Below are 21,430 nucleotides of genomic sequence, written 5' to 3'. Positions count from 1 at the left end.
CGGGGAGATTCGGGTCTCCCGGGCTTGAGCCGCGGAAACGGACAGTGCGAACGATGACGAAGCGGCGGGTTGGTGCGGTCCTCTGGGCCGCGGGATTGTCCTTGTTGGTTTCCGCGGGGGCGGCGCTGGCCGCCGGCAGCACGAGCTCGCTACCGGCGCCGGACCCGACGGCGAAGAACCTGACGCCCTACATGATCCAGCTGCGCGCTTTTGACGCCTGCCTGGTCACCCAGTCGCGGCTGATGAACACGACCCGCGAGGCGGTGCACACCCCGTGCAGCTGCTATGCCAAGGGCACGGTCAACGCCATGACCAAGGACGAGCTCCAGGCCTTCCGCGACACCGGCTATTTCAACGACTCGGCCCGCGAGAAGGGCTACGACTTCATCGACCGCTGCAAGCTGAAGCGGCCCTGACGGGTCGGCGGGCTACGCCGCCTCGTCCTTGAAATAGCGCGAGCGCATGCGCCCGGCATAGGCGACGAGGTTGGCGTGCTCCTGCAGCGCGCTGCGGATCGGCGAGTCGAAGACGTCGCACAGTCCGGCGATCATGAAGGCGCCGAGCGTCGCATCGGCCCCGGATGGATCGGGCCCGGTCAGGTAGGGTTTGCCGCCCAGGATTCCGGCAACCGCGCCGAGCGCCCGCCGCCCCAGTTCCAGCCGCTCGGCGTCGCTGTGGCGGCCGATGCCGTGGCCATGCAGGTTGCGGCTGATCCGGCGCTTGATCATCGCGATGACCAGCGGCCGCAGCGGCGCGGGCACGGAGTCGAAGAAGCGGCGCGGCCCCCGGTCGAAATTGGCAGGATTGGTCCAGCGTTCCTGCACCACCAGCCAGTAGACCTGATCCTCGAGCATCTTCTCGACCGCCCAGGCCGTGCCGCGCTGCTCGGCTGACAGGCCCTTGTCGAAATCGACCCCATAATTCCGCTCCAGATACATACGGATGAAGGTGGTGTCGGGAATGGTCTTGTCGCCGTCGCGCAGCACCGGGAGCTTGCCCTTCGGCGCCTTCTGCAGATTGCCGCGTACGCGGCGATAGGGCAGGCCCGACATCTCCATCAGAATGATGCCTTTCATGCAGAACGGGCTCGGGTCGGGCTGGCCGAAGGCGGGCCCGAAGACGTGAAGCTCCAGCATGTTTCCTCCCCAGCCGATGCATTCGGTATGCAGCATGCTGCTGACACGCTCCTGACAATTCATGTCAGGGCGAGTAGAGCAGGATGAGCTTACGCCATCTTCCTATCAGCGGAACTATGCCATGCAGCGCGCTGAACGCTTGCTCGATCTGATTCAGGGGCTGCGCCGCCGGCGTCGCCCCGTCACGGCCGAGACGCTCGCCTCCGAGCTCGATGTCTCCGTCCGCACCGTCTATCGCGACATCGCCGCTTTGCTCCGTCAGGGCGTACCGGTACGCGGCGAGGCCGGCATCGGCTATGTCCTTGACGCCGGCTTCGACCTGCCGCCGCTGATGTTCTCGCCCGACGAGATCGAGGCGGTTCTGGTCGGCATGCGCTGGCTCTCGGAGCGCGCCGATCCGACGCTGGCGCGCGCCGCCGAGGACGTCGTCGCCAAGGTCGCGGCGGTTCTGCCGCCGCATCTGCGGCCCATCCTGCTCGACGGGGCGCTGTTCGCGCCGGCCTATTGCAAGGATTCGGCTGTTGTCGACCAGGTCGACGCCGCTGCGATCCGCGCCGCGATCCGCAATGGCCGCAAGCTCGACATCGCCTATCGCGACGAGGCCGGGGCCGAATCGCGGCGGATGATCTGGCCGATCGGCATGACCTTCTTCGACCGGGTCCGCGTTGTCATCGCCTGGTGCGAGCTCAGGCAGGCCTTCCGCCATTTCCGCACCGACCGAATCGCCGAGCTTACCGCCCGCGAGGAGCGCTATCCCGCCCGCCGCGCCGATCTGTTCCGGCGCTGGCAGAAGGAGGAGCAGGAGGCTGCCACACGCCGGGCGATGGAGCAGCACAGCGTGCAGGGTGAGGCGGTGCCGGTGCAGTAGGCAGCTTGTTCAGCGGCCGATTGCCACTCCGTCTTCCAGCCTAGCGGCTCCGGACGCCACCAGTGCCAGCGCCTGCGGGTAGATTCTGTGCTCCTGCTCCAGCACGCGCGCCGACAGGCTCGCCTCGTCGTCACCGGGCAGGACCGGCACCTTGGCCTGCAGGATGGTCGGGCCGGCATCGAGCTCTGGCACGACGAAATGCACCGTGCAGCCATGCTCGGCGACGCCGGCTTCGAGCGCGCGGGCATGGGTGTGCGTGCCGCGGAAGTCCGGCAGCAGCGAGGGGTGGATATTGATCAGCCGGCCCTGCCAGCGCGTCACGAACCAGGGTGTCAGCACCCGCATGAAGCCGGCGAGCGCGACAAGCTCGATGCTGTGGGCCTGCAGCTCGGCGTCCAGGGCTCGCTCGAAGGCTTCGCGGTCCTTGCCGAAGGGGCGGTGGTCGACGCTGGCCGTGGCGATGCCGGCCGCCGCCGCCCGTTCTAGCCCGCCGGCATCCGGCAGGTTGGCGGCGACCAGCACGATCTCGGCCGGAAACTCGGCAGCCCTGGCCGCGTCGATCAGCGCGACCATGTTCGAGCCGCGCCCGGAGATCAGGATCGCGGTCGGCACCCGCCTTGCCGTGCTCACAGGGCGAGCTTCCCGCGATAGGTGACGGCCTCGTCCGCGCCGCGCGCCGTGACTTCGCCGAGCCGCACGGGCTTTTCGCCGGCCTCGGTCAGCGCCGCCATGACGGCATCGGCCTGAGCGGCCTCGGCGACGACGATCATGCCGACACCGCAGTTGAAGGTGCGCAGCATCTCGCGCTCGGCGACGCCGCCGACCTTTGCGAGCCAGCCGAATACCGGCGGCACGGCGATCGCCGGCAGGTCGATCGCGACACCGAGATCGTCGGGCAGCACGCGCGGGATGTTGTCGGGGAAGCCGCCGCCGGTGATGTGGGCAAGCGCCTTGATGCCGGGCGCCGCCTTCAGCGCCTGCAGCAGGCTCTTCACATAGATCCGGGTCGGCTCCAGCAGCGCTTCGGCCAGCGTCTGCTCCGGCGCGAAGGGGGCGGGCGCCTCCCAGCCGAGGCCCGAGAGGGCGACGATGCGGCGGACCAGCGAATAGCCGTTCGAGTGCACGCCGGAGGAGGGCAGGCCGAGCACGACGTCGCCCGCGACGACATCGGCGCGCGGCAGCAGGGTGCCGCGCTCGGCGGCGCCGACGGCAAAGCCGGCGAGGTCGTAGTCGCTGCCGGCATACATCCCCGGCATCTCGGCGGTCTCGCCGCCGATCAGGGCGCAGCCTGCCTGGCGACAGCCCTCGGCGATGCCGCGGACGATCTCGACGCCGGCCTTCGGGTCGAGCTTGCCGGTGGCGTAGTAGTCGAGGAAGAGCAGCGGCTCCGCGCCTTGGACGACGAGGTCGTTGACGCACATGGCGACGAGATCGATGCCGATGGTCGAGTGCCGGCCGCTCTCGATCGCGATCTTGACCTTGGTGCCGACGCCGTCATTGGCGGCGACCAGGATCGGATCACTGAAGCCGGCCGCCTTCAGATCGAACAATCCGCCGAAGCCGCCGATCTCCGCGTCGGCGCCGGGCCGGCGCGTCGAGCGCACCAGCGGCTTGATCGCGTCGACCATGGCATTGCCGGCATCGATGTCGACGCCCGCCTGCGCATAGGTCAGCCCATTGGCGCCCGGTTTGGTCATCGGCACTCGCTCCTAAAGCCCGTTCCGATCGGCTTGCTGCGCAAGCTGATCGGTCAAACGGTCTTTAAACCATAAGTGAGAGACGGATTCACCGATCAGGTCGTTTCGACCTGATCGGATCCGGCTCTTGCTTCGCGAGCGAATAGGCAAGGGCAGGGCGGGGGGCAAGCCCTTCCGCGAAAGCGTTTCGCACTTCTCCCGCCCATGTTCTACCCTGAGACGCGATTCCGTCGGCAGGTTTCCCGCGATGACGCTTCCGAACCTGATCACCATCGCCCGGCTGATCCTCGTGCCGCTGGTGATCGTCATGATCGTCAACGGCCGCTGGGACGAAGCCTTCTTCCTGTTCGTCACGGCCGGCGTCTCCGACGCGATCGACGGCTTCATCGCCAAGCGCTTCGACATGAAGAGCGAGCTCGGCGCCTATCTCGATCCGCTCGCCGACAAGGCGCTCATCGTGTCGATCTACATTACCCTCGCGATCATCGGCATCATTCCGGTCTGGCTGGTGATCGTCGTCGTCTCACGCGACCTGATGATCGTCACGGCGGTCATCCTGTCCTGGCTGTTGGAGAAGCCGGTGACGATCGCGCCCATCGTCGTCAGCAAGCTCAACACCGCCGCCCAGCTGGTCTTTGCGGCGCTGGTGCTCGGCTCGAAATCCCTGGAGATCGACGTCGGCGCCATCATGCCGGCGGCGCAGATCCTCGTTGCGGCCTTGACGCTAGCCTCCATGGGCGCCTACCTCGCGCTCTGGCTGCGGCACATGGCGGGCTGACCCAGAACCTTGGATGATCTGCGGTGGATCACCATAATCAAGCGCCATGGGTCGTGTAGAGGCGAGTACATGAGTCTTCAGCGTCAATTGCTCTTCTGGTTGCTCGCCCTCGCCGTTCTCGTGCTCGCGCTGGTGCTGTTCCGGGACGTGCTGCTGCCCTTCATCGCAGCGCTGGCGCTGGCCTATCTGCTAGATCCGCTGGCCGATCGGCTGGAGCGCTGGGGCCTCAGCCGGCTGACCGCGACGATCGCGATTCTCTGCCTCTTCCTGCTCGTCTTCATCGTTGGAACGGTGCTGCTGGCACCGTTGCTCAGCCAGCAACTCGCCGGGCTGGTGGCACGTCTGCCAGGCGATGCCGCCAAGCTGCAGGCGCTGATCATGGAGCGCGGCGCGCCGCTGATCGAGCGCTTCGGCGGCGCCAAACTCGCCGAGGATGCGCAAAGCTCGCTCGGCAATCTTGTCGGTGAGGCGACCAAATGGGCTGGCGGCTTGCTGGCATCACTCTGGTCGGGCGGCACCGCGATCATCGGCGTGTTCTCGCTCCTAGTGCTGACCCCAGTCATCGCCTTCTACCTGCTCGCCGATTGGGACCGCATGGTCGCGACAGTCGACAGCTGGCTGCCGCTCGACCATCGCGACACGATCCGCGGCCTGCTGCACGAGATGGACACGGCCATCGCCGGCTTCCTGCGCGGACAGGCACTGGTCTGCCTGCTGCTCGGGACGTTCTATGCGATCGGGCTGTCGCTGGTCGGCGTCAATTTCGGCGCGCTGATCGGCATCATCAGCGGCTTTCTGTCCTTCATTCCCTATGTCGGTTCGCTGACCGGCCTCGTGCTCTCCGTCGGCGTCGCCACCGTGCAGTTCTGGCCGGACTGGACCATGCCCTTGCTGACTCTCGCCGTCTTCGCCGCCGGCCAGTTCATCGAGGGCAATATCCTGCAGCCCAAGCTCGTCGGTGACTCGATCGGCGTGCACCCGGTCTGGCTGATGTTCGCGCTGCTCGCCTTCGGCTCCCTCTTCGGCTTCGTCGGCCTGCTGCTCGCCGTACCGCTCGCGGCGGTCATCGGCGTGCTCGCCCGCTTCGTGCTGCGGCAGTATCTCGCCAGCCCGTATTATCGCGGCCACACCGGCCAGGTGACTGTGCCCCGTGCCGAACCCTGAGCCGCCGGCGAAGCCGCGCCAGCTCGCCTTCGACCTGCCGGTCGACAGCCGTCACGGCGTCGAGGATTTCCTCGTCGGCCCCTCGAACGAGCAGGCCTATGGGCTGATCGAGAGCTGGCCGGGCTGGCCGGCTTCGTGGCTGCGGCTGGTTGGGCCGGAAGGGGCGGGCAAGACCCATCTCGCCGCGATCTGGGCAGCGCGGGCCCATGCCTGGACGCTGTCCGCCGCCGAACTCGACGAAGCCAAGGTGCCGCATCTGGCTTCGGGCGGCGCGCTTGTGATCGAGGATTGCGACCGCGCGCCGCTCGACGAGCCGGCACTGTTCCATCTGCTCAACGCCACCAAGGCGCGCGGCGCCTCGGTGCTGCTGACGGCGCGGACCGAGCCGGGACAATGGGGCCTGAAGGTGCCGGACCTGCTTTCGCGCCTGCGTCTGGCGCCGCAAGCCGAGATCGCGCCGCCAGATGATGCGCTGCTGCGCGCGCTTCTGGTCAAGCTCTTCGTCGATCGTCAGCTCATCGTCGACACCGGCACGATCGAAGCGCTGGCACTGCGAATGGAGCGCTCCTTCGCTGCGGCGCGCGATCTTGTCGATGCGCTCGACAAGCTTTCGCTCGAGCGTGGCCGGCGCGTCACTCGCGCCATGGCCACCGAGGTGGTCGCCTCGCTTTTCCCGGACGAGTGATCGCTCAGGCCTTCGCCGTATTCGCCGTGCCGGTCAGGCGGGCGTGGATTGTCTCGATCAGGAGGTCGTGCGCCCGCGCCGCGATCGCGTCGAGCGACGGCGTCTTGACGAACATGGCGGCTGCCTTCTCGGCCAACTCTTCGCGGCTCGGCAGGGTCGGCATGTGCCATTGCGCGATCGCGTCTTGCGCCTGCGCCTGCATCGCATGCAGTTGCTCGCTGGCCCGCGCCTGCAGCGCGGCGAGCGCCTCGCGGAACTCGGGTAGCGTCAGCGTCGGCAGATGCAGCTCGGGCAGGCCGGGCACGTTGGCATAGGCGTCACGCACGGATTGGACGATGCGCTCGACCGGGACGGAGGCGGCGAGCCGCTCGGCCGAGCGCTCGATCACCCGCGGCGGCAGCGCCTGCGACCGTTCGACCACCGCCTGAGGCGGAGCCCGCAGGTCCCAGACCAGGCGCAGCTTCGACAGGCCGAGGATCAGGTAATAGGTTGGGTCCCACTGCCACCAGCGAAAACCCTGGCGGACGCTGTATTGATAGGCGTGGTGGTTGTTGTGCCAGCCTTCGCCCATGGTGATGATCGCCAGCCACCAGTTGTTCCGGCTCTCGTCGCCTGTGACATAGTCCTTGTCGCCATGCACATGCGCCAGCGAGTTGATGCAGAAGGTGCCATGGTAGACCGCGACCGTCGACCAGAAGAAGCCGACGAACAGCCCGCTCCAGCCATCGATGGCGAAGCAGATCAGCGCCAGCGCGAAGGCCGGCAGCAATTCGAAGCGATGCAGGAAATTGAGCTCGGGGAAGCGCGTCAGGTCGGTGACGGTCGAGGTATCGCAGCGGTCATGGCCGTTGCTGAAGATCCAGCCGACATGGGAATAGAAGAACGAGGTCTGCACCGGCGAGTGCACATCGTGCTCGGTGTCGGAGAAGCGGTGATGGTGCCGGTGCTTCGAGGCCCACCAGATCACGCTCTTCTGCGCCGTCGACTGGGCCAAGAAGGCGAGGACGAACTGGCCGATCCTGCTGGTCTTGTAGGTCCGGTGCGAGAAGTAGCGGTGGTAGCCGCCGGTCACCGCGAACATGCGCAGCCAGTACAGGCCGAAGGCGAGCCAGAGCGAGGTGGCGCTGACGCCGCTCCAGAGCGCCCCGAAGCAGGCCAGATGCGCCAGTACGAAGGGAATGGCCGAGGGGTAGACGATATCGCCGTGGTCGTCGGCGTGCTGGTTCTGCTCTGACAAGTTGGCTCTCTGGAATACGTTTGAAGGCATGCGGGATTCACATGCCGACCAAACAGCAGGGGCGTGACGGGTGCAAGCGCCGTCAGCGTCGCAGCACTGGAAATGGCAGGACGTTGACGATGAGGCGCAGCGCGGCGGCGCCGAGCAGCACTGCGATGAAAGGCCAGTACGCCATGTCGAGCTGGGCGCGCTTGCCGAAGGTGACCATGAAGCTCAGCCAGATGTACCAGGCACCGAACAGGTGCAGCCGACGCCAGGCGACCGCGCCGATCAACGCGGCCGTCCGGTCGAACGAGGTCGCCGCCATCGCCGCGATCACGAGATAGGCGCTGCCGCCGGCGGCCAGCATGCTCGATCCGCCCAGTTCCGCGAACAGCTTCGGATCGGTGACCGCGAGCGCGATGATGGCGATGGCGTGCAGCAGGTGCGAGACCGCGAAGCCGAGGCCGAGCTGCCGCCGGTTCCGCAATTGCCAGCGCGTCCATGGATTCGGCCAGATGCGAAACATGGCGGAGGCAGTAAAGGCGAGGAGGAAGAGGGCGAGCGAGGTCCGCGCTGTCAGCCGGATCGCCATGCGGATGCCCTCGCTGCCGCCAGTCGAGGCGAAGGCGGCAAGGGCTGCAATCGTCAGGATGGCGGCGAGGGCACCCAACAGGGGCCAGCCGTCGAGGCTAGGTGGACGAACCGGGCTGCTTTTTGCTTCGTTCGACATTGTCGCTACCCGCTTGCGTGCTTCAGGATGTAATCAACGATTACATTCGGTGAGGGGTGTGGCAACGGAATGTAATCGATGATTACATGATCGTGATGAGCGGCCCGATGGCTGCAGGGGAATGGCAATCTGGTCTAGGCTCGCTGCGATGAGCACGGCGAAAGCGAGTCGGACGGGATCGGGCGAGAGCGGGGCAAGCGGCTCGTCCTATCATCATGGCAACCTGCGCGAGGCGTTGATCGCGGAAGGGCTGGCGCTGGCTGCCGAAGGCGGGCTCGAGGCGGTCAGCATTCGCGAAGTGGCGCGCCGCGTCGGCGTCTCGCCGGCGGCTCCCTTCCGGCATTTCCCCGACAAGGTCGCGCTGATGACGGCGGTGGCCGAGGAGGCGATGGCGCGCTTCCAGGTCGAGATCGCTGCCGCGTTGGCTCGCGAGACCAGCGACGATCCGATCCGGCGCATCCGCGCCATCGGCAAGGCCTTTCTCGACTGGGCGAGGCGCAATCCGACGCATTTCGAGATCATCTCTTCGCGCCGGGCGATCGATTTCGCCGGCTCGGCCTCGCTCGGCGCAGACAATGCCCGGATCCAGGCGCAGATGGTGAGCCTGCTGGAGGAGGCGGGCCGGCGCGGGCTCCTGAGGGTCGACGACCCGCAGCTGATCCAGACCACCGGGCGGGCGCTGGTCTACGGCCTGGCGCGCATGCTGATCGACGGGCAGTTCCCGAGTTGGGGCGTCGCGGAGGACGAGGCCGAGGACGTGATGGAACGCTCGCTCGATCTTTTCCTCGCCGGCTTGCTGAAACATCCGGTGACAGAAGAGCGTTCATGACGTCTGCGCCTCGCCTGTCATCGAACCGTCACGCTACGATGGCTTCAAGGCGAGGGCGGCCACTGCGGCTGCAAGCAAACCGACACAGAACACAGCTACAGGACCGGCAGTGGCACGAGCGGCGTCGACAGCGAGAGCAAAGCGCATGACCCAAGATGTGGCGGAAGCGCCGGTTCCGGAAACGGCAGTGCCGGCTCCCGAGGCTGCGGTCCTTCATCTGGACGAAGATCTCCGGCAGTCGCCGAAGCGCTTCATGAATCGCGAACTGTCCTGGCTGCAGTTCAACCGGCGGGTGATGGAGGAGGCCTCCAACCGCAACCACCCGCTGCTGGAGCAGCTGCGTTTCCTCTCGATCTCGGCGAACAATCTCGACGAGTTCTTCATGGTCCGCGTCTCCGGTCTGCGCGAGCAGCTCAAGGCCGGCGTGGTGACGCCGAGCCAGGATGGCCTCAGCCCGGCCGAGCAGCTTGCGGCCCTCGGCGAGGCGGTCTCGGCCCTGACCCGTGACCAGCAGATCCGCTGGACCGAGCTGAAGCAGGACCTGGAAGCGAACCGGATCGTGCTGTTGCGCCCCGCCGATATCGGTGCGCAGGACCGCATCTGGCTGGAAGACCGCTTCCTGCACTATGTCTTCCCGGTTCTGACTCCGCTGGCGATCGACCCGGCCCATCCCTTCCCGTTCATCCCCAATCTCGGCTTCACCATCGCGCTGGCGCTGGAACGCGTCAGCGACGGGCGCGCGCTCGATGCGCTGATCCGCGTGCCGGTGAAGATGGACCGCTTCATCGAGTTGCCCGATCTGGCCCGCGAGGGCGTCCAGCGCTTCATCATGCTGGAGGACCTTGTCGCGCTGTTCATCGGCAAGCTCTTTCCCGGCTACGAGGTCAAGGGCACGGGTTCCTTCCGCATCATCCGCGACTCCGACCTCGACATCGAGGAGGAGGCGGAGGACTTGGTCCGCGTCTTCGAGACCATGCTGAAGCAGCGCCGCCGCGGCGTCGTCATCCGTCTCGAGCTCCATGCCGACATGCCCGCCCATCTGCGCAGCATGATCATCCGCGAACTCAAGGTCGATCCCGACGAGATCGTGGTCGTCGACGGCATGATCGGCCTGAACGAGCTGTCCCAGCTCGTCGGCGTCGACCGCCCGGACCTGAAGTTCAAGCCCTATAATGCCCGCTTCCCCGAGCGCATCCGCGAGCATGGCGGCGACTGCTTTGCAGCCATCCGCCAGAAGGACCTCATCGTCCACCACCCCTATGAGAGCTTCGACGTCGTCGTCCAGTTCCTGCAGCAGGCGGCGCGCGATCCCAACGTCGTCGCGATCAAGCAGACGCTTTATCGCACCTCTTCGAACTCGCCGATCGTCCAGGCTCTGGCCGAGGCGGCCGAGGCCGGCAAGTCGGTGACGGCGCTGGTCGAGCTCAAGGCGCGCTTCGACGAAGAGGCGAACATCCGCTGGGCCAAGGATCTGGAGCGTGCCGGCGTGCAGGTCGTCTACGGCTTCATCGAGCTCAAGACCCACGCCAAGCTCTCGATGGTGGTCCGCCGCGAAGCCGGGCAGTTCGCGACCTACTGCCATATCGCGACCGGCAACTACCACCCGATCACGGCGCGCATCTATACCGACGTCTCCTTCTTCACCGCCGATCCGGTGATGGCGCAGGATGTCGCCCGTGTCTTCAACTTCATCACCGGCTATGCCGAGCCGGCTGAGCTCGAGCGCATGGCCGTCTCGCCGGTCAATCTGAAGAAGCGCCTGCTCGACGACATCGCCGAGGAGGTCGCCCATGTGAAGGCCGGCCGCAAGGGCGCCATCTGGGGCAAGTGCAACTCACTGGTCGATCCCGAGATCATCGACGCGCTCTATGACGCCAGCCAGGCCGGCGTTCAGATCGACTTCGTCGTGCGCGGCATCTGCTGCCTCAGGCCGGGCGTGCCGGGGCTCTCCGACAATATCCGCGTCAAGTCGATCGTCGGCCGCTTCCTCGAGCACACCCGCGTCTACGCCTTCGGCGCCGGCCACGGCATGCCCTCGGCCAAGGCCAAGCTCTATATTTCCTCGGCCGACCTGATGCCGCGCAATCTCGACCGCCGCGTCGAGGCGCTGACGCCGATCCTGAACGCGACAGTCCACCAGCAGATGCTCGAGCAGATCATGCTGGCGAACTTTCTCGACAACGAACAGAGCTGGACCATCTTGCCCGATGGCGGCTCGCGACGCATTGTCCCGCCATCGGCCGAAGAGTCGTTCAACGCCCACAAGTATTTCATGACGAATCCGAGTCTGTCAGGTCGTGGCAAATCTCTCTCCAGTTCGAGCCCTCGCAGCCTCTCCCGCCGCGCCGGCAAGAAGGCCTGAGCAGGCTTCGGGCCGTCTGAGCGTCGACGACACCATCGCGATCATCGACATCGGTTCGAACTCGGTCCGTCTCGTCGTCTATGAGAACCTGTCGCGGGCGCCCGCGCAGGTCTTCAACGAGAAGGAGATGGCTGGGCTCGGCCGGCAGGTCGCCTCGACGGGCATGCTGGCGCAGGATGCGATCGACAAGGCGCTCTCGGCGCTGGTGCGTTTCCGCATCCTCTGCGAGGCGATGCATGTCGGGCAGCTCAGGGTCATCGCCACCGCGGCGGCCCGCTATGCGTCGAACGGCCCCGACTTCATCGCGCGCGCCGAGGCCGCCGTCGGCCAGCCGATCGAATTGATCTCCGGCGACCGCGAGGCCTATCTCTCGGCGCTCGGCGTGATCTCCGGCTTCGACCAGCCGCACGGCGTCGTCGGCGACCTCGGCGGTGGCTCGCTCGAGCTGATCTCGGTCGACGGCGACAGGGTCGGGGAGGGGATCAGCCTGCCGCTCGGCGGCCTGGCACTGATCGACCGCTCGCGGAGCTCCATGAAGGCGGCCGAGAAGATCGTCCGTGACGATCTCGACCATCACCCGCAGCTCGCCGCCATGCGCGGGCGCGATTTCTACGCCGTCGGCGGAACCTGGCGTGCGCTCGCGACCCTGCATCAGCGCCAGTCTGGCTACCCGCTCAACGTCATGCACGGCTATATCGTGCCGGCGCGCGAGGCGAGCGACTTCGTCCGGCTGGTAGAACGCGCCGACGCCTCGATGCTCGAAGCGATCGAGGCGGTCTCTTCGGCGCGGCGTCCGCTCCTCGCCTATGGCGCGCTGGTGCTCGACCAGATCATCAAGCGCGGCCGGCCGCGCAATGTCGTGATTTCCGCCAATGGTGTCCGCGAAGGCCTGCTGCACGAGCAGCTCGACGAAAGCGAGCGCTCTGCCGACGCGTTGCTGCGCGGCGCCGAGGACTACAACAAGCTGCGTGCGCGCGACCCGCGCCATGCCGCCGACCTGATCGCCTGGACCGACAAGCTCGTCGCCAGTGCCTACCCGCACGACGATCCTGCTTTGCAACGGCTGCAGCTCGCCGCCTGCCTGCTCTCTGACATCGGCTGGCGCGCCCATCCCGACTATCGCGGCGAGCAGACGCTGAACGTCATCGCCCATGCTTCGTTCAGCGGCGTCGATCATGCCGGGCGCGCTTTCCTGGCGCTGACGGCGTTCTATCGCTATGCCGGCCTGAAGGCCTCGGCGCCGGTGGCGGAAGGGCTGCGACGGCTGCTGACGGTGCGCCTGCTCGAGCGCATGCACATCCTCGCTGCGGCCTTCAGGGTCGCTTATCTGATCTCGGCCGGCATGCCCGGCATCCTGTCGCGGGCGCCGCTGGCCTGCGTCGACAGCCGGCTCGTCCTGCGCCTGCCGGATGATCTGAAGTCGCTGGCGAGCGAGCGCGTTACCGGGCGGCTGAAGCAGCTCGCCAAGCTGCTCGGGCGCGAGATCGACATCCGCTGAACGGCGAGAGCGCTTCTAGCGCTTTATGAGGCCTTCGAATGCCGTCGGCTGGATCGAGATCCGGCCGATGAAGGGCCGGTCGTGCGCCAGGATGACGAAATAGGCGGCCGAGGCGACCAGCACGTAAAGGTGCGCCGCCACGATCTGCATGCGGAAGGCATGGCTGTTGCAGATGATGATCGAGAGCAGGGTGGTCGTCGATATCAGCCACATCGCGCACCATTGCGCCCAGCTGACACCGGCGACCGAGGCGGTGAGCCGTGCGAGCCGGGCGTGGCGGATCTCCAGGAGCTGGTTGAGCAGAGGCGAATAGGCGGCAGTGATTTTAAGCCGCGAGACGAGATCGATCGCGCCGAGCAGATGCTTTTCCGATGGGTCGAAGGCCGGATCGTTGGCTGGCTTGCTTTTGGCCATCGCCGGCCAGTCCACGGTGACGACCCCGCGGAGATAGTCCTGCAATTCTTTGGTGAGCGGGGCGCGCGTCTCCTCGGGCAGCACCACGGCCAGGGTGAGCGCCGTCTCCACCGCATCCGCCTCGCGCTGCACGGCAGTCCGGGCCGAGACGGCGTCGTTCCAGATGCCCACCGCCGAGAAGGCGACGATCAGCGCAAACAGCGCCCCGCAGGTGTTGATGATGGAATCGCGGATCGGCAGCGGCTGGTCCAGCCGGTAGCCGAGCCGCGGGATGGCAAAGCGCACGAGGACGATCAGCAGCCAGCAGGTCGCAAGGCTCAGCGCCAGCACGGCGAGGAACATGGCGGCCAGCGGCAATTGATGGAACAGGATGAACACTTCGCCCCCGAGAATCTGCCTGCGCTCGAACGATCGCAACAGACCTCAGTTTCCTCGCGCCGGACAAGCCCCGCCTTCCGAATAGACCGGAACAGGCTTTCCCGGTGGTGGCCGTCTAGCCGACCGTCACCCGCCCGCGCACGATCTTGAGCGAGAGCGAGCCATTCTTCAACGCCAGTGCCTTCTCGCCGAAGATCTCGCGGCGCCAGCCATGCAGCGCCGGCACATCCGCCTCGTCGTCGCTGGCGATCTCTTCGAGGTCATCCGTGGAGGCGATGATCTTCGGCGCGACGCGCTCGGCATCGGCGGTCGCCTTGAGCAGCACCTTGAGCAGGTCGAGTACGGCGCCATTGCCCGGCCGGCCGCGCTCGCGCTCCAGCCGGGGCAGGTCGCGCGGATCGATCGCCAGCCCCCGCTCGACCGCGGCGATCACCTCGCCGCCGGCGCGCGAGCGCTCGAAGCCGTTCGGCACCGAGCGCAACTCGCCGAGCGCCTCGGTGGAGCGAGGCGCACGCTGGACGATGTCCATCAGCGCATCGTCCTTCAGCACCCGCTGGCGCGGCACGTCGCGATGCTGCGCCTCGCGCTCGCGCCAGGCGGCGAGCTCCATCAGCACCGCCAGCTCCTTCGGCTTGCGAAGGCGCCCCTTCAGGCGCTGCCAGGCGTTCTCGGGCTTGACCTCATAGGTCCCCGGCGAGTTCAGCACCGCCATCTCCTCGGCGACCCAGCTCTCACGGCCGCTGGCGGCGAGATCGCCCTGCAGCGCGAGGTAGATGTCGCGCAGATGGGTGACGTCCGATTCGGCATAGACCAGCTGCGCCTCGCTGAGCGGGCGGCGCGACCAGTCGGTGAAGCGCGACGACTTGTCGACGCGCGCCTTGGCGAGGTCGTTGACCAGCTGCTCGTAGCCGACCGAGTCGCCGTAGCCGCAGACCATGGCGGCGACCTGCGTGTCGAACAGTGGCGTCGGCAGCACGCGGCCGAGCATCCAGACGATTTCGAGGTCCTGGCGGGCGGCATGGAAGACCTTGACCACGTTCTGGTCGGTCATCAGCGCCATGAAGGGGGCAAGATCGAGCCCCTCCGCCAGCGGATCGACCATCACGGCCTCGTCCGGCGAAGCCATCTGGATCAGGCAGAGCTTCGGATAATAGGTGGTCTCGCGCAGGAACTCTGTGTCGACGGTGACGAACGGGTGCAGGGCGAGGCGGGAGCAGGCGTCGGCCAACTCTTGGGTGGTATTGATCAGCTTCATGGACGGCGCTCTTAGCAGATCACAGCGCGCCATGTCGCGGGCGTTCTTGACAACCGCGCCGCGCGCGTGTGGTTACGGCGCCAAATCGCTTGCGCGCCCGACCACGGCCGCATGGACGCCCGGAAAGCTTAAGCCAGTGACCCTGCATCGCTACCGTTCCCACACCTGCGGCGCGCTCCGCGAGAGCGACATCGGCGCCTCCGTGCGCCTCTCCGGCTGGTGCCATCGCATCCGCGACCATGGCGGCGTGCTCTTCATCGACCTTCGCGACCATTACGGCCTGACCCAGGTCGTGGTCGATCCGGATTCGCCGGCCTTCGCCGATGCCGAGAAGGCCCGTTCGGAATGGGTCATCCGCATCGACGGCAAGGTCAAGCCGCGCCTTGCCGGCACCGAGAACGCCAACCTCGCCACCGGCGCGGTCGAGGTCTTTGCGACCGCGCTCGAAGTGCTGGGCCCCTCGGCCGAGTTGCCGCTGCCGGTGTTCGGCGACCTCGAATACCCCGAGGACACCCGCCTCAAGTACCGTTTCCTCGATCTGCGCCGCGACAAGCTGCACAGCAACATCATGCTGCGCACCAGGGTGATCGATTCGCTGCGCCGGCGCATGCAGGCCTCGGGCTTTTCCGAGTTCCAGACGCCGATCCTGACCGCGTCGAGCCCCGAGGGCGCGCGCGACTTCCTGGTGCCGAGCCGCCTGCATCCGGGCAAGTTCTACGCCCTGCCGCAGGCGCCGCAGCAGTACAAGCAGCTGCTGATGATGGCGGGCTTCGACCGCTACTTCCAGATCGCGCCTTGCTTCCGCGACGAGGATCCGCGCGCCGACCGCCTGCCGGGCGAGTTCTACCAGCTCGACGTCGAGATGAGCTTCGTCGAGCAGGAGGACGTGTTCGCCACGATGGAGCCGGTGATCGCCGGCGTGTTCGAGGAGTTCGGCGAGGGCAAGTCCGTCACCAGGAACTGGCCGCGCATCCCCTATGCCGAGGCGTTGCGCAAATACGGCTCCGACAAGCCGGACCTGCGCAACCCGATCGAGATGCAGGACGTATCCGAGCATTTCGGCGGCTCGGGCTTCAAGGTCTTCGCCCGCATCCTTGAGGGCGAGAAGAACCGCGTCTGGGCGATCCCCGCGCCGGGCGGCGGCTCCCGCGCCTTCTGCGACCGCATGAACTCTTGGGCTCAAGGGGAAGGCCAGCCCGGCCTAGGCTATCTCATGGTCAAGGAAGGCGGCGAGGGCCAAGGCCCGATCGCCAACAACATCGGCCCCGAGCGTGTCGCGGGAATCGTCGCCCAGATGGGCCTGAAGGCCGGCGATGCCTGCTTCTTCGCCGCCGGCGATCCCGACAAGTTCTACAAGTTCGCCGGCAGCGCCCGGAACAAGGTCGGTTCCGAGCTCGGGCTGATCGACGAGAATGCTTTCGCCTTCGCCTGGATCGTCGACTTCCCGATGTTCGAGTACAACGAGGACGAGAAGAAGGTCGACTTCTCGCACAACCCGTTCTCGATGCCGCAGGGCGGCCTGAAGTCGCTGGTCGAGGACGATCCGCTCTCGATCAAGGCGTTCCAGTACGACATCGCCTGCAACGGTTACGAATTGGCATCGGGTGGTATCCGCAACCACCGCCCCGAGGCGATGGTGAAGGCCTTCGAGATCGCCGGCTATGGCGAGGAGACGGTGATCGAGCGCTTCGGCGGTATGTACCGCGCGTTCCAGTACGGCGCGCCGCCCCATGGCGGCATGGCTGCGGGCGTCGACCGCATCATCATGCTGCTCGCCGGGGCGACGAACCTGCGCGAGGTCGCACTGTTCCCGATGAATCAGCAGGCCGTCGATCTCCTGATGGGCGCGCCCTCGCCGGCGACGCCGAAGCAGCTGCGCGAAGCGCATCTGCGCGTGAACCTGCCCGAAAAGGAAGGCTGAGCAACCATGGCCTTCCTGCCTGCCGGGCGAGCCTTGCTGCTCGCCTGTTTCGTCGCGCTGCCGCTCGGTGCCTGCGTCGCCGGTCATGCCGATACCGCAGCCGGGCGCGCCTCCCTGCTGGCGACGACCGTGTCGCGCGCGATCGCCTGCAAGGCCGGCTCGCCGCAGCGCACGACGCTGGACCGCTTCCTCGCCGCCGAGAAGGCGCGCGGGGCGAGCGACGACCAGCTCGCCGCGGCCCGCTCGGCCTATGTCACGATCTCAGAGGCCGAGACGATCAACCAGGACATCCGCCCGCAACCCTGCACCGCCGAAGAGCGGGCGACGCTGCGCGGCAAGATGAACGATGTCCGCGCCGGCCGCTTCGAAGTGCCCTGACCGTCCATGGCTGCGCTGAAGCTCAGCCTCGTCGCACTCGCGGCCACCGGCCTCGCCGGCTGCACCGCCATGGGGCCGATGCCAGGCACACCCGAGTCCACGGCCGCGCAGGTGTCGCGGGCCTATGATTGCGGGCTGAGGGTCGACCGCGGCCGTATCATCGCGCGCCTGCCGGCCGAGCAGCGCGGGCGCTTCGTTGCCGCCAATGCGAGCTATGCGGTGAAATCCTACAACGCACCGCGCCGCTGCGAGGCGTCCGAGCGCGAACGGCTCCAGGCGGAGCTGCGCCTGGGTTCCAAGCGCTGATCGGCTCTTGCCGAAAGCCGTTCACCCCGCGCAGATGCAAGCCATGAGCCATTCCGCCACCGACGTCACCGCCATCGTCGTCAGTTTCGACAGTGAGCAGGTGCTGCCGGCCTGCCTCGCCGCGCTGGCAGCCGAGGATGTCGCGACCATCGTCGTCGACAATGCCAGCAGCGACGCTTCGCCTGAGCTCGCGGAGCGGCATGGTGCCCAGGTCCTGCGCAACGAGCGCAACGAGGGCTATGGCCGGGCCAGCAACCAGGGCGCACGCGCGGCGGCGACGCCCTTCATCCTGATCGTCAATCCCGATCTCGAAATCCAGCCCGGGGCGGTCGCAGCCCTGCTGGCGGCGGCGGAAGCTTATCCTGACGCCGCCGCCTTCGCGCCGCGGCTGGTCGAGCCGTCGGGGCGGGTGTTCCTGCAACCGCGCTCGCTGCTCTCGCCCGATCATCTCAACCGGGCGCGCCGGATCGTGTTGCCGGAGGGCGATGCCTGCCTGCCCTTCCTGTCGGGCGCTTGCCTATTGCTGCGACGCGAGGTCTTCCTGGGGCTTGGCGGCTTCGATCCTGCCATCTTCCTGTTCTATGAGGACGACGATCTCTGCCGCCGCCTGCGCGAGGCTGGTCACGCGCTGATCCATGTCGATGGGGCGGGCGCGCGTCACGGACGCGGCAAGTCGAGCGCCCCGTCGCCACAGCGCCGCTTCACGGCGCGCTGGCATCTCGCCTGGTCGGAACATCATGTCGCGCGCAAATGGGGGCTGCCGCTGCCAGGTTCAGGAAAGATCGCCGAAAACCTCGCCAAGGCAATCGGTTACGGCCTGATCCTGAATCGCGACAAGATGTACGCCCATGCTGGCTCGGCACTGGGCGCGCTCGCCGGCCGGGCCGGTCGCAGCGCACTGGCGCGACAGGGGCTGAGTGAGCAGCCCCTCCTTGCTGGCACGGACCCTGTCTTGCGATGAGCTAAGGTGCCGCGCCGGGCAGGTCCTCGATCCGTTCGGACAGAAGCGTCGGAATGAGCCGCTTGATCTCGGCTTCCGGGAGCAGCCACCAGCTGCTGCGCAGCAACGCCGCGATGCGCTCCTCGCTCATCCGGTAGCGCACGATGCGGGCCGGATTGCCGGCGACGATCGCATAGGGCGGCACGTCCCTCGTCACCACCGCGCGCGCCGCCACCACTGCGCCATGGCCGATGCCGACGCCGGAGAGGATGAGCGCCTGCGAGCCCAGCCAGACATCGGAGCCGATGACGACGTCGCCGCGCGAGACATCGGCTCTGGCAAGGCCCGCGGCATCGGGCCAGAGGCCGGACATGGCGGGAAAGGGATACGTCGTCGCCCATTCGGTGCGGTGATTGCCGCCGAGCATGATCTCGATCCCGTCGGCGATCGAGCAATAGCGGCCGATCGTCAGCTTCGCGCCACTCTCGGGAAAGCGGACCTTGGGCCGGCCATAGGAATAGGCGCCGATCGTGATCTGGCCGGGCCGACGCGCCACCAGATTGGCGAGATGAAGGCGCGTCTGGTTATGCGGGTTGATCCAGCGGCGCAGAAAGCCGCGTGGGCCGGTCGGGAGACCGGCCCAACAGATGGCAAGGGCATCCGGACGCCAGTCGGCGTCCGGAGCAGGCAGGATTGGCGAGCTCAACGCGCCGACCTCACTCCGCCGTGGCGTCGACGTTGATCTTGTCGAAGATCTCGGTCGGTTCGCCGAGCGCGATCACATCGGCGAGGCCGAGACCGGCCGGTGTCTTGGCTGTGGCCTTCACCGTGAGCGTGCCCGGCTTGGCGACGAAGCGGGCGACGGCGTTCGCCAGCGCCTTGGCGCCGTCGGACGGGCCGAGGATGGCCGCGAGGCCGAGGCTCGCCATCATGCCGTATTCGCGCCGGACGTCCTCGACCTTGCGCTTCGACTTCTTCGCCTCGTTCTCGATCAGCTTCTCGGCGAGGCCGAGATTCTGCAGCTTCAGCTCGACAGTCTTGGCGGTGGCACCGAGCAGCGCGACCTGCGCGAGCGCGATATCGCCGGTGAAGACCTCCTTGCCGATATTGCCGAGCATGCCGGTGGCGTCGAGCCTGGCCATGCCGGCGCCGCCGAGCGAGAGCGTGCGGATGGCGAACTCCTTGCTCGCCTCCTGCCAGGCCAGGGAGAGCTTCGCCGAAAGGTCGATATTGCGGTAGCCCATCGCCAGCAGGTCCTTGGCGGCGGGATTGTCGGCGCTCTCGACGATCGGGAAGGTGATCTTGTCGAGCGTCAGCGTCATGTCGGTGGGGATGCCGTTGAGCTGCTCGCCGGCCTTGAGCTCGAAATTGCCGAGGCCGACCTGGATCGGCGGGCCGGCCGGGCGGCCGCGCTTGCCGTCCTGCGGCACGCTCATCTGCACGCCGCTCATCTTGACCGTGCCGAGCTTCGGGATGAAGCGGCGGAAGTCGAGCGTCTTGATGTCGACTGCGGAGTTGGCGACGGCCTTGATCTCGCGGATGACACCTTCCAGCGAGAAGCCGGAATAGCCGAGCAGGCCGATGACGCCCTTGGCGCCGCTGCCTTCGAACTGCAGGCCCTCGATGGCGACGCCCGATTTCTCGGGGGCGTCCTCGCCGAAGGCGATGCGCGAGAAGCGCATGTCGACCGGCTCCGCCTTGGCGCCGGGCTTGGGCGGCGTCTTCAGCGCCATCACGATGTCGCGGACGTCGCCGCTGCCATAGTCGACGGCGTCGAAGATCTCGGCCATGGCGACGAGGAGCTTGCGGTCGCGCGCCTCGCTGATCGCCGGGTCTTCCTTGCTGTTGAGATTGCGCGAGGCCTTCTCCGATTCGTCGCTGAGCTCGGCGATGCGGGTCAGCAGCTCGCCCATCGGCTCGGAGGCGACGCGCGCCTTGAAGCCGCGGATCGAGGCCTTGCCGGCGGTGACCTTGCCCTGTTCGCCGAGGTCGAGGACGTAGCCGTCCTGATCGATCTTGCCGATGATCGGCTGCAGTGGAGGGGTCTCGCCGGGCTTGGCCTTCTCGCCGAAGATACGGGCGATCTGCATCAGGTCGAGCACTTCGAAGCTGGTGCGCTTGATCTCGCCGTTCATCGGGCCGGTGGCCGCGCCCTCGACCTTGATCGTGCCGTCGCTCGATTCGCCGCGGCCGATCCGGCCTTCGCTGATGTCGAAGAACTTGATGTTGCGATAGGTGGTGACCTGTTTCTGCGGGCCGAAACTCTGTTCCATCACCAGGGTGGGGGCGCTGATCTCGCTGGCCGTGAGCTTGCCGAGCCGGGTGATTGCGCTCTCGCCGGGCTGGCTCGCGCCGGCCATGCCGCCGGCCGGGGCGGCGCTGGTGCCTGACAGGAGCAGCGCGCGGAAGCTGTCGCGGTCGAGCGGAGTACCCTTCACATCGAGCTTCGGGATCGACACGACGAACTTGCCGAAGTCGAGCTTCAGATTGTCGAGCTGGAAGTCGGCGGCGGAAGCTGAGCCCGTCAGGAGGAGGAGCAGGAGCCCCGCCGTGGGCAGCGGCCGGGAGCTGGCAAGGCGGCGGCCGGACAAGATCGTCATTGATGGTCTCCTGAAGCATCGTCGAGGCCCGCGAGCGCATAGCCCGGGCCAAGCTCCGATTGGTGACGTCAGAGGCGGATTCGCCGATGGCACGGCGAATTCGCTTCCGGTGGGAAGTCGCCGCAGACCCTGCCGCAAGGCGGCGGCGAAAGGAAGATGCGAGCGGTGCCGATCGGCGAAAAGCTTGACGGAGGGGCGCAGCTTCGTGCCATTGGCCCCAGAACCGCCACGAGGCCGCGGCAAGGCTGCCGCGGGGATGGCTTTGGGGCGCG

General features: G+C 67.2%; 21 protein-coding genes. 12 read left to right on the top strand and 9 right to left on the bottom strand.

Features of this window, described 5'->3' with window-relative positions:
• Positions 1-101 precede the first annotated feature (101 nt).
• The gene (locus tag V7S63_RS03105) at positions 102-416 is read left to right on the top strand and encodes a hypothetical protein (RefSeq protein ID WP_143079640.1); all 315 of its coding nucleotides are present in this window, start codon (positions 102-104) and stop codon (positions 414-416) included.
• 12 nt (positions 417-428) lie between these two features.
• On the opposite strand, the gene V7S63_RS03100 is transcribed toward V7S63_RS03105, so the two are convergent.
• The gene (locus tag V7S63_RS03100) at positions 429-1,136 is read right to left on the bottom strand and encodes a glutathione S-transferase family protein (protein WP_336529168.1); all 708 of its coding nucleotides are present in this window, start codon (positions 1,134-1,136) and stop codon (positions 429-431) included.
• 121 nt (positions 1,137-1,257) lie between these two features.
• On the opposite strand from V7S63_RS03100, the gene V7S63_RS03095 reads away from it, so the two are divergent.
• Positions 1,258-2,004, top strand: coding sequence for a helix-turn-helix transcriptional regulator (locus V7S63_RS03095; protein WP_091829673.1), 747 nt, complete (start codon positions 1,258-1,260; stop codon positions 2,002-2,004).
• 9 nt (positions 2,005-2,013) lie between these two features.
• Here the strand turns inward: V7S63_RS03095 and purN are convergent, their stop codons facing one another.
• Together purN and purM are read right to left on the bottom strand one after the other, a co-directional pair.
• Positions 2,014-2,634, bottom strand: a complete 621-nt coding sequence (purN, locus tag V7S63_RS03090) for a phosphoribosylglycinamide formyltransferase (RefSeq protein ID WP_336529167.1) — start codon at positions 2,632-2,634, stop codon at positions 2,014-2,016.
• Complete coding sequence (gene purM, locus V7S63_RS03085; protein WP_336529166.1) at positions 2,631-3,701, bottom strand: phosphoribosylformylglycinamidine cyclo-ligase; 1,071 nt, start codon at positions 3,699-3,701, stop codon at positions 2,631-2,633. The genes purN and purM overlap by 4 nt, the downstream gene beginning before the upstream one ends.
• Before the next feature lie 247 nt (positions 3,702-3,948).
• Between purM and V7S63_RS03080 the strand changes: the two genes are divergently transcribed.
• The 3 genes from V7S63_RS03080 to V7S63_RS03070 all read left to right on the top strand — a co-directional run bounded on the left by V7S63_RS03080 (position 3,949) and on the right by V7S63_RS03070 (position 6,328).
• On the top strand, positions 3,949-4,479 hold the full coding sequence (locus tag V7S63_RS03080) for a CDP-alcohol phosphatidyltransferase family protein (RefSeq protein WP_091829669.1): 531 nt from the start codon (positions 3,949-3,951) through the stop codon (positions 4,477-4,479).
• Positions 4,480-4,548: 69 nt separating this feature from the next.
• Positions 4,549-5,643 (top strand): AI-2E family transporter, encoded by a 1,095-nt coding sequence (locus V7S63_RS03075; protein WP_336529165.1) that lies wholly within the window; start codon positions 4,549-4,551, stop codon positions 5,641-5,643.
• Positions 5,630-6,328 carry a P-loop NTPase family protein gene (locus tag V7S63_RS03070; protein ID WP_336529164.1) on the top strand — a complete coding sequence of 233 codons (699 nt, stop codon included), beginning with the start codon at positions 5,630-5,632 and terminating at the stop codon, positions 6,326-6,328. The genes V7S63_RS03075 and V7S63_RS03070 overlap by 14 nt, the downstream gene beginning before the upstream one ends.
• Positions 6,329-6,332: 4 nt before the next feature.
• Here the strand turns inward: V7S63_RS03070 and V7S63_RS03065 are convergent, their stop codons facing one another.
• On the bottom strand, positions 6,333-7,565 hold the full coding sequence (locus tag V7S63_RS03065; RefSeq protein WP_336529163.1) for an acyl-CoA desaturase: 1,233 nt from the start codon (positions 7,563-7,565) through the stop codon (positions 6,333-6,335).
• Positions 7,566-7,647: 82 nt separating this feature from the next.
• Positions 7,648-8,217: a hypothetical protein gene (locus V7S63_RS03060; protein ID WP_336529162.1), complete on the bottom strand. Its 570-nt coding sequence runs from the start codon at positions 8,215-8,217 to the stop codon at positions 7,648-7,650.
• A gap of 208 nt (positions 8,218-8,425) precedes the next feature.
• Here V7S63_RS03060 and V7S63_RS03055 point away from each other — a divergent pair, with 208 nt between their 5' ends.
• The 3 genes from V7S63_RS03055 (at position 8,426) to ppx (ending at position 12,966) form a co-directional block, all read left to right on the top strand.
• Entirely contained in the window at positions 8,426-9,106 is a 681-nt protein-coding gene (locus V7S63_RS03055; RefSeq protein ID WP_336529161.1) for a TetR/AcrR family transcriptional regulator, read from the top strand.
• 145 nt (positions 9,107-9,251) lie between these two features.
• Positions 9,252-11,468, top strand: a complete 2,217-nt coding sequence (locus V7S63_RS03050) for an RNA degradosome polyphosphate kinase (protein ID WP_336529160.1) — start codon at positions 9,252-9,254, stop codon at positions 11,466-11,468.
• Positions 11,404-12,966 (top strand): exopolyphosphatase, encoded by a 1,563-nt coding sequence (ppx, locus tag V7S63_RS03045; RefSeq protein ID WP_100959000.1) that lies wholly within the window; start codon positions 11,404-11,406, stop codon positions 12,964-12,966. The genes V7S63_RS03050 and ppx overlap by 65 nt, the downstream gene beginning before the upstream one ends.
• Positions 12,967-12,981: 15 nt before the next feature.
• On the opposite strand, the gene V7S63_RS03040 is transcribed toward ppx, so the two are convergent.
• Both V7S63_RS03040 and rnd read right to left on the bottom strand, forming a co-directional pair.
• On the bottom strand, positions 12,982-13,797 hold the full coding sequence (locus V7S63_RS03040) for a bestrophin-like domain (RefSeq protein ID WP_336529159.1): 816 nt from the start codon (positions 13,795-13,797) through the stop codon (positions 12,982-12,984).
• A gap of 76 nt (positions 13,798-13,873) precedes the next feature.
• A complete protein-coding gene (rnd, locus tag V7S63_RS03035) occupies positions 13,874-15,013 on the bottom strand; it encodes a ribonuclease D (RefSeq protein ID WP_336529158.1) in 1,140 nt (379 codons plus the stop codon).
• 142 nt (positions 15,014-15,155) lie between these two features.
• Here rnd and aspS point away from each other — a divergent pair, with 142 nt between their 5' ends.
• From aspS to V7S63_RS03015, 4 genes are read left to right on the top strand one after another with little or no spacing between them, the layout of a single operon-like run.
• Complete coding sequence (gene aspS / locus V7S63_RS03030; RefSeq protein WP_336529657.1) at positions 15,156-16,934, top strand: aspartate--tRNA ligase; 1,779 nt, start codon at positions 15,156-15,158, stop codon at positions 16,932-16,934.
• Positions 16,935-16,940: 6 nt separating this feature from the next.
• Positions 16,941-17,312, top strand: a complete 372-nt coding sequence (locus tag V7S63_RS03025) for a hypothetical protein (RefSeq protein WP_336529157.1) — start codon at positions 16,941-16,943, stop codon at positions 17,310-17,312.
• 6 nt (positions 17,313-17,318) lie between these two features.
• Positions 17,319-17,618: a hypothetical protein gene (locus V7S63_RS03020; RefSeq protein WP_336529156.1), complete on the top strand. Its 300-nt coding sequence runs from the start codon at positions 17,319-17,321 to the stop codon at positions 17,616-17,618.
• Between the two features lie 43 nt (positions 17,619-17,661).
• Complete coding sequence (locus tag V7S63_RS03015) at positions 17,662-18,579, top strand: glycosyltransferase family 2 protein (RefSeq protein ID WP_336529155.1); 918 nt, start codon at positions 17,662-17,664, stop codon at positions 18,577-18,579.
• A 1-nt stretch (position 18,580) separates the two neighbouring features.
• On the opposite strand, the gene V7S63_RS03010 is transcribed toward V7S63_RS03015, so the two are convergent.
• Together V7S63_RS03010 and V7S63_RS03005 are read right to left on the bottom strand one after the other, a co-directional pair.
• A complete protein-coding gene (locus V7S63_RS03010; RefSeq protein ID WP_336529656.1) occupies positions 18,581-19,168 on the bottom strand; it encodes a CatB-related O-acetyltransferase in 588 nt (195 codons plus the stop codon).
• Positions 19,169-19,274: 106 nt separating this feature from the next.
• Positions 19,275-21,158 (bottom strand): hypothetical protein, encoded by a 1,884-nt coding sequence (locus tag V7S63_RS03005; RefSeq protein WP_336529154.1) that lies wholly within the window; start codon positions 21,156-21,158, stop codon positions 19,275-19,277.
• Positions 21,159-21,430: the final 272 nt, after the last annotated feature.

It is taken from the genome of Allobosea sp. CCNWLY174, assembly GCF_037120455.1.
Lineage (GTDB): Bacteria > Pseudomonadota > Alphaproteobacteria > Rhizobiales > Beijerinckiaceae > Allobosea > Allobosea lupini.
This window is presented reverse-complemented; position numbering and strand designations above follow the sequence as displayed.

Coding starts and splice junctions, on each gene's coding strand:
- V7S63_RS03020 (WP_336529156.1), top strand. CDS start 17,319: ATGGCTGCGCTGAAGCTCAGCCTCGTCGCACTCGCGGCCACCGGCCTC.
- V7S63_RS03075 (WP_336529165.1), top strand. CDS start 4,549: ATGAGTCTTCAGCGTCAATTGCTCTTCTGGTTGCTCGCCCTCGCCGTT.
- V7S63_RS03025 (WP_336529157.1), top strand. CDS start 16,941: ATGGCCTTCCTGCCTGCCGGGCGAGCCTTGCTGCTCGCCTGTTTCGTC.
- V7S63_RS03100 (WP_336529168.1), bottom strand. CDS start 1,136: ATGCTGGAGCTTCACGTCTTCGGGCCCGCCTTCGGCCAGCCCGACCCG.
- V7S63_RS03050 (WP_336529160.1), top strand. CDS start 9,252: ATGACCCAAGATGTGGCGGAAGCGCCGGTTCCGGAAACGGCAGTGCCG.
- rnd (WP_336529158.1), bottom strand. CDS start 15,013: ATGAAGCTGATCAATACCACCCAAGAGTTGGCCGACGCCTGCTCCCGC.
- V7S63_RS03080 (WP_091829669.1), top strand. CDS start 3,949: ATGACGCTTCCGAACCTGATCACCATCGCCCGGCTGATCCTCGTGCCG.
- V7S63_RS03055 (WP_336529161.1), top strand. CDS start 8,426: ATGAGCACGGCGAAAGCGAGTCGGACGGGATCGGGCGAGAGCGGGGCA.
- V7S63_RS03005 (WP_336529154.1), bottom strand. CDS start 21,158: ATGACGATCTTGTCCGGCCGCCGCCTTGCCAGCTCCCGGCCGCTGCCC.
- V7S63_RS03015 (WP_336529155.1), top strand. CDS start 17,662: ATGAGCCATTCCGCCACCGACGTCACCGCCATCGTCGTCAGTTTCGAC.
- V7S63_RS03095 (WP_091829673.1), top strand. CDS start 1,258: ATGCAGCGCGCTGAACGCTTGCTCGATCTGATTCAGGGGCTGCGCCGC.
- purM (WP_336529166.1), bottom strand. CDS start 3,701: ATGACCAAACCGGGCGCCAATGGGCTGACCTATGCGCAGGCGGGCGTC.